This window comes from Paraburkholderia sp. TE9906 (assembly GCF_056279605.1).
In genome coordinates, this window is the sequence record NZ_JBWCCT010000025.1 from 38,794 (window position 1) to 45,100 (window position 6,307).

Below are 6,307 nucleotides of genomic sequence, written 5' to 3' on the forward strand. Positions count from 1 at the left end.
ACGACTTCTTCCGTGGTTGCCTGGAAATTGCTGGCGGGAACATTCGGTATCCGGAATGGTGGTTCCGATCACAACGACCGGCGCGCATCAACGCGGCGTCAGATCGGTTTTCATGTACTGCATGGAAAGCCGCGACAGCGTGCCGTCCGCCTTGACAGATGCGATTGCCTTGTCGAACGCGTCGCGCAGCGCAGTGTCAGACTTTCGCAGGCCGATGCCGACGCCTTCGCCCCAGATCTTCCCGCCAATGACGGACCCGATCAGCGACAGGTCACTGCCGGCGTTGTTGAGCAGATAGACGGTGTTCTCGACCGACGCATCGATCCGCCCGCTCTTCAGATCGAGATCGCGATCCTTGGAACTGCGGTATTCGCGTATTTTTGCTATATCGGCGAAATTTGAGCGAACGAACGGTACATAAGTAGTGGCTGCCTGCACACCGATCACCTTGCCTTTGAGTGCGGTGCGAAGCGGGGCGAGCGCGGTTTTCGCGTCGGCCTCGGAATTGATCGTTACGAATCCGCTCCCCAGCTTTCCGAAGTCGGCGGCGCGGTCCTTGGCGGTCACGAAGCTCGACGTGACGGTGGCGTAGGGAATGCTGAAATCAATCGCTTGCCTGCGTGCGTCCGTGATCGCCATGCCGTCCATGATTGCGTCGAATTTGCCGGTGTTCAGTGCCGGGATCATGCTGTCCCAGTCGGCGGCGATCTGCTTGCAACTGAGATGGGCGCGCTCGCACAGCACCTTGGCCAGTGCCGGTTCAAATCCGCCGAGCGTGCCGTCGGGGTTCGAAGAATTCCAGGGCGTGTAGCTGCCCTCAAATGCGATCACGACATCCTTCGCGTTAGCCAACTGAACGTTGGCCAGCGCGCAGAGGCTGCCGATGCCGATCAGACACACAGCGCGTTTCAATATCCTGTTGTTCATCATTTCCGGTTCCGTGGAGTCTCGACCTGGGTTGGCGGGCTGATGCCAGGCGCTGCGTCGTACAGCGTTGAACCATTGTCGGATCGGCTGGGCCGCGGGCTCAATTGCCGCAAAATTTGCCGGTCATTCCAAAAAGGTATGGGGCGTTGCGGCTCGGCTGTACGCCGTGTCGGCGAATGAGTGCGGGTCGCGTTCCGGAACTAGGCGCCATCATGCAACGGCAGATGCAGCGCAAACGTGAGATCGGCGGGAAAATCCGTGCGCGCAGGGCGGTGTCTTCTTTGCTTTATCTCGAAAGGTTATGATCGGATCAACCGGCGTGTGTGTGCGCCGGCAAGCGCCGACGACGGTACCGGATTGGCGGGCATGAAAAGCCGCGGACTTTGAGGAGTGTGATGTGGGCGATTTTACGTTGCGCGAGCTGGAGGTTTTCGCGGCAATCATGCAGCACGGCACGGTCACAAAAGCCGCGGATTTTCTCGATATTGCTCAACCCGGCGTCAGCAAACTGCTAGCGCGTCTTGAAGCCAAAGTGGGGTACAGCCTGTTCAACCGGCAGCGGCAGCGCCTGATCCCGACGCCCGAGGCGATGTCGCTCTATGCCGAGGTGGAGCGATCGTTCATCTCGGCCAAGGAAATCATGAGATTGGCGCGGGATCTCGGCGATCTCCGGGCAGGTCGCCTGAAAATCGGCATTCTTCCCGCACTGGGAAGTGGCTTGATGCCTGCCATCATCCACAAGTTCCAGGCTGACCATCCCGGCGTCAGGATCACGGTCAATATCCGCTCTACCCAGACGCTCGTGGAGTGGGCGGGGCGCAATCAACTCGATCTCGCGATCGGCGTGACAACCAGCATCGAGCATCCGGCGGTCGTTCGGCGCACGCTTCCGGCAGTGCCGGTAGTGTGCGTGGTGCCGGAAGGCCACGCCCTGGCGGATGTCGATGCGGTCACGCTGCAGCATCTGGAAAACGTGACGCTGATCTCGTTGCTCGCATCCGATCCGCTCGTGGCCCAGATCGAGCAGCACGCCGCGCTGGCGAACCTGAGAATCCCGATCGCAATCGAGACGAATCTTGCCGCGACGGCCATCGCGTTTTGTCAGGCCGGGGCAGGCGTCACCGTCGTGGATTATCTGTCCGCCAGCGCTACGGCGGCGAAAGGGGTGGTCATCAAGAAATTCGAACCGGCACTGTCGATCAACTACAGCATCTATCGGCAAAAAGGGAGCAAGGCCTCCGCACTGACGGATGCCTTGATCGAACGGGTCATCGACGAACTGACCCGGGAGATTGCGGGATTCGAAGCCGCAACCGCGTGAAACGCATCGACGATATCCCGGTCAACGGTTGATGCGGCAACTGTGTGGCTTCGCGGGGCCGTTCATTCGACGGCGCTGCGAAGCGCTCGGTGTGCTGTCCGTGTTTTTTAGCCGACTATTGGTGGACCGCTGTTATCAGGCAGCCTTGCGCTGATCACATAATTGATATGCGCGAAGTCCGCACTGTCCCATTGCTCATGGCTGACGGTCTCGCGGGCGTACTGCAGTGTGAACGGCCGCCGCACAGCGATAGACGCCAGCACGATCAGCATCAGTCCCGCATCGACGCGCAGTCGCACCGTGGCAATCGACCATTGCACATTGTTCGTGAGCGCATAGATCGTAAGTGCAACAAACAGCAGAACTGTGCCGATCTCCAGAAGCTTGATGTGGCGGCCCGGTGTCACCAGGTCGCGCACCAGAAGGGCGGCGGCTACGATCGCGCCCGCTGCGAGCCCCGCCGGCACGCTGACCAGACGCTCGATCACCACGAATGCGATAAAAGGGGAAAAAGCTAGAAGAATAGTCTTCTCGGACTCCAAACTACCCAGTCATTCACGCGCAGCGGTCCAGCTACCATGAAAACCATTCGGCGCGGTGTCGGGAAATCTCGACTGTTGCAAGCGGGCTGCCTGCGATGGGATTGGCTCACCAGCAGGAATGGGCCTCGCAGCGTTTCCAGTCTTCGCGGTTATTGACCTTCTGGAGCAGGGTATTGCTCGACATATTGTTCGTCTTGGCACCCGTAATAAGTAACGATGCGATTAACCAGGTCGACGTCGTAGCGGACGACGCCCGCGCGCCAGGACGCCTCCAAAAATTCTGGAAATGAGCTCTTTCCTGCCTGATCAATGCGCAGCGCTCTCACGAGTGCGTGCTGGTCGAAAGGTGGCACGTCCGCGGCGCCCGACACCAACGGCGTGCCCTGCATGACGACAGGCCCATCTTCGGTCAGGTACAGGCTCTCGCATGCAGGTAAGAACCACACATTGCGCGTCACGCCTGCTCGCCGAAGGGTATCAGCCTGGTACGGAAACCCGCCCACTTTCGGCCTGCCGGACATGGCACGCTGCTGGGCGGCCTCCAGATTCTCTATCGCCTTGCTCATTGCTGCACTCCTCATTAGGAAAACGCTGCTGTGGGAACGCGTGGTGGGTGTCGCGCGTCAGTCCACGGGTATCTTGTGCATTTGTTGGGCATCGGCCAGCTTCTTTAGTAACTTTTGAAGCGTCGCTCGTTCGGTAGCATCCAGAACACCAAAAAAATGCTCGTCGTTGCCGTCGGCGATGGTTGTAAGTTCGGGCAAAACACGTTTGCCCTGTCGGGTCACCGCAAGTAGCTGAACGCGGTTGTCTTCCTGGCTCGTCGCGCACGAAATCCATTCCTTGGATTGCAATTTGTCGAGCACCTTTGAAATGGCCCCGCGGGTCATACCCATTACGTCGGCGAGTCCAGCTGGACTCAGGATCGTCCCCCTCCCGATCTGGTTCAGTGCGACCCACTCAGCGACGGACAAGCCTTGCTCCTGCAACGCGCGGGCGCACGTGCCGGAAATGTGGTTGGAAACGAGTCTTACCCAGTATCCCAAATGCGCTTCGAGAGCGGGCGCAGGCTTTACCGAAGTCGTAGGGTCCACAGTGGATCCGCTTGATCTAATTTCCATGGAAACCTTTGTCAAGCGCCCCAGGAAAGGCCGAATGCGGTCGATCTTTAATGCGATCTCAACGCGATGACGAATGTCTGATCTACGGCAGTGGGGGCGGACCTTTCCCGAACGTGCGTCGATTGGCGGGAACGGGTCGACTACAGTCCCTCTCGTCCGATTTGCTATAACTTTGGTACGAAGATTGGCCAGTAGCTGCACCATCGCCGGTCCGGCCGCCTTCGCCAAAGCGAGCGACGAAAACTATGCGGTAACTTCATACTTTTTCCACGCACTCAGCCTGTCACAGCGAATCGTGCTGCCGGAACGCCCACACTTTGCATATGTGCGATAGCGCACCAAAACGCACCGACGTTCGAGGGAGCATGGCTTGGCACCCTCCTGCCTCTGATGGCAAATCAGCGCTGCACTCTCTATTCAGATTTCTTTCAGCTCCTGGCACCTTCCTGACATAGACTTGTAAGTCATTACGGGATCGAAAGATGTTAAACGTCAGCCTCAGGTCACAGCTGCAGACGTATCTGCGAAACATTCGCAGACCTGTCGAATTGGTCGTGTCGCAGGGCGGTAGTCCAAAATCGCACGAGATGCTGACGATGTTGAACGAAATCGCGTCGTTGACAGATCTGGTGACGGTAATCGAGGAGCAGCAGGGCAACTTACGCAAGCCATCATTTTCAATCAGGCAGGCGGGAGGAAGAGCCGGTATCCAGTTTGCCGCCATTCCAACAGGGCCTGAATTTTCGTCCCTTGTCTTGGCAATACTCCAGGTTGGAGGACATCCCGTCATAGCCGACAGTACGACCATTGAACAGATTCACGCGCTAGAACGTGATTACTATTTCGAGACCTATATTTCGCTATCTTGCAAAAGCTGTGTGGACGTTGTGCAAGGGCTGAACATGATGACGGTGATCAATCCACGGATTCACAACATTACGATCGACGGAGGAATTTTTCAAAGCGAGGTGTCGGCGCGTGATATTAGCGTTGTGCCGACGATCTACATGAACGGCGAGGTATTCGGGGAGGGGCGCAGCAGCTTTGTGGAGCTCGGCGCGAAACTTCACGACATAGAACTGAGCATGAGAGCAGCACTGCACGCGGCGGGCAAACAGTAGCATTGACCTGCAGGTCATATCGGTGGCGAGTAATCCCTGCAAATTCGTCCACGGGGCTGTTGTTATCTGAAACGCCGAAAGTCCGTCACGCGTGGACGTCAGCCGGCCGTGTCGGGCAGCAGTCGGCCGATACTGTTGAAAAAGTCGCTTCCTGGCTTTTGAAATCAGCTACCGAAAAAATCGACCGCTCAGATTGACCCACAAGCCCCTCGCGAACGTCGGTCAAGGGTAAGGAAGACCCCTGAAAACCTTGCGAGAACGACGATCAGCGACTTTTTCAACAGTATCGGCCAAGAGCGGCCGCTCGTCCTTGTGCCACAAAGCGGACATACGATGCTTGAGTCGCATAGGCCCGGGGCCTCCGATGGTCCCTGAACTCAAAGATTAGACCGTAAGAAAGAAATGGTACTTGACTATAAAACGATTGATTCGACCCTAGCGGAAGCGTCCGCAGTGTTTGCCAAATCGCGCAATGGACTGCAGACCGAGGTACCTGAGCTCTTGTTCCACTACACGACCGCCTCTGGCATGCGCGGCATTCTCGATAGTTCGCGCCTGTGGGCGACCAACTATCGGTTTCTTAACGATGCATCAGAGGTCGCGCATAGTGCAAGTCTCTTCGAAACCCTGATTCAAGAGCGGCTCGCCAAGGCACAAAACGATGTTGTTTCTGAGTTCCTAACTCGGACACTACGCACTGCAAATGGCTTCGATGGCATGCTTGATTGCTACATAGCCTGTTTTTGTGAGCGAGACGATTGCTCAACCAATGGCGCACATACGCTGGGTCTGGAGGCGGCTACGCCCTCGGTCTGACAACAAAGGAAATCGGGCGTCGTTGGGGCAAACTGGAGCGGGCGCAGGACTTCGTGCTTCGGCGAGTAGTTTATGACGTCGACCAGCAGAGAAGCCTGCTTTCAGAGGTAATCGATAAGACGATCGAAGCATTGGAGGCGGGTACCCAAGGCGTTTCGGTTGCCGATTCGAGTAATGTGATAGCTAGATGCTGCGAGTTTGTACGCGCCGAGGTGGCAGATTACCTGCTGTCGTTCAAGCATCCTGCCTTCGCTATTGAAGAAGAGTGGAGGCTATGTCACGTTGTGTCGCTAGGGGAAGAGGACCATGTCTTATTCCGTGACGGACAGTTTGGACTCACGCCTTATGTGTGCCTGGACGTTAGTGGAGTAGCCCCCTGAAACACCGGACACAGTCTCCCACTTAAAATAACGGGTAGGCATAAGACTGTGTTTTTGACTAACACCAGGCAGGAAATGA

8 protein-coding genes are annotated in these 6,307 nt (G+C 57.1%); 4 read left to right on the top strand and 4 right to left on the bottom strand.

Features of this window, described 5'->3' with window-relative positions; genetic code table 11:
* Positions 1-87 precede the first annotated feature (87 nt).
* The gene (locus ACZ9H4_RS35855; RefSeq protein WP_408145841.1) at positions 88-930 is read right to left on the bottom strand and encodes a transporter substrate-binding domain-containing protein; all 843 of its coding nucleotides are present in this window, start codon (positions 928-930) and stop codon (positions 88-90) included.
* A gap of 394 nt (positions 931-1,324) precedes the next feature.
* Between ACZ9H4_RS35855 and ACZ9H4_RS35860 the strand changes: the two genes are divergently transcribed.
* Complete coding sequence (locus ACZ9H4_RS35860) at positions 1,325-2,248, top strand: LysR substrate-binding domain-containing protein (protein WP_408145839.1); 924 nt, start codon at positions 1,325-1,327, stop codon at positions 2,246-2,248.
* A 107-nt stretch (positions 2,249-2,355) separates the two neighbouring features.
* Here the strand turns inward: ACZ9H4_RS35860 and ACZ9H4_RS35865 are convergent, their stop codons facing one another.
* From ACZ9H4_RS35865 to ACZ9H4_RS35875, 3 genes are all read right to left on the bottom strand, one after another.
* Positions 2,356-2,790, bottom strand: a complete 435-nt coding sequence (locus ACZ9H4_RS35865) for a hypothetical protein (RefSeq protein ID WP_476122913.1) — start codon at positions 2,788-2,790, stop codon at positions 2,356-2,358.
* Between the two features lie 149 nt (positions 2,791-2,939).
* Positions 2,940-3,356 (bottom strand): DUF1398 domain-containing protein, encoded by a 417-nt coding sequence (locus tag ACZ9H4_RS35870; RefSeq protein ID WP_408155535.1) that lies wholly within the window; start codon positions 3,354-3,356, stop codon positions 2,940-2,942.
* Positions 3,357-3,413: 57 nt separating this feature from the next.
* Positions 3,414-3,764 (bottom strand): MarR family winged helix-turn-helix transcriptional regulator, encoded by a 351-nt coding sequence (locus ACZ9H4_RS35875; RefSeq protein ID WP_476122915.1) that lies wholly within the window; start codon positions 3,762-3,764, stop codon positions 3,414-3,416.
* Positions 3,765-4,507: 743 nt separating this feature from the next.
* Between ACZ9H4_RS35875 and ACZ9H4_RS35880 the strand changes: the two genes are divergently transcribed.
* The 3 genes from ACZ9H4_RS35880 to ACZ9H4_RS35890 all read left to right on the top strand — a co-directional run bounded on the left by ACZ9H4_RS35880 (position 4,508) and on the right by ACZ9H4_RS35890 (position 6,228).
* Entirely contained in the window at positions 4,508-5,032 is a 525-nt protein-coding gene (locus ACZ9H4_RS35880) for an alkyl hydroperoxide reductase subunit F family protein (protein WP_476122917.1), read from the top strand.
* Positions 5,033-5,434: 402 nt separating this feature from the next.
* On the top strand, positions 5,435-5,848 hold the full coding sequence (locus ACZ9H4_RS35885; RefSeq protein WP_476122919.1) for a hypothetical protein: 414 nt from the start codon (positions 5,435-5,437) through the stop codon (positions 5,846-5,848).
* Complete coding sequence (locus ACZ9H4_RS35890) at positions 5,791-6,228, top strand: DUF2971 domain-containing protein (protein ID WP_476122921.1); 438 nt, start codon at positions 5,791-5,793, stop codon at positions 6,226-6,228. Before ACZ9H4_RS35885 ends, ACZ9H4_RS35890 begins: the two co-directional genes overlap by 58 nt.
* The last annotated feature ends 79 nt before the right edge of the window (positions 6,229-6,307 follow it).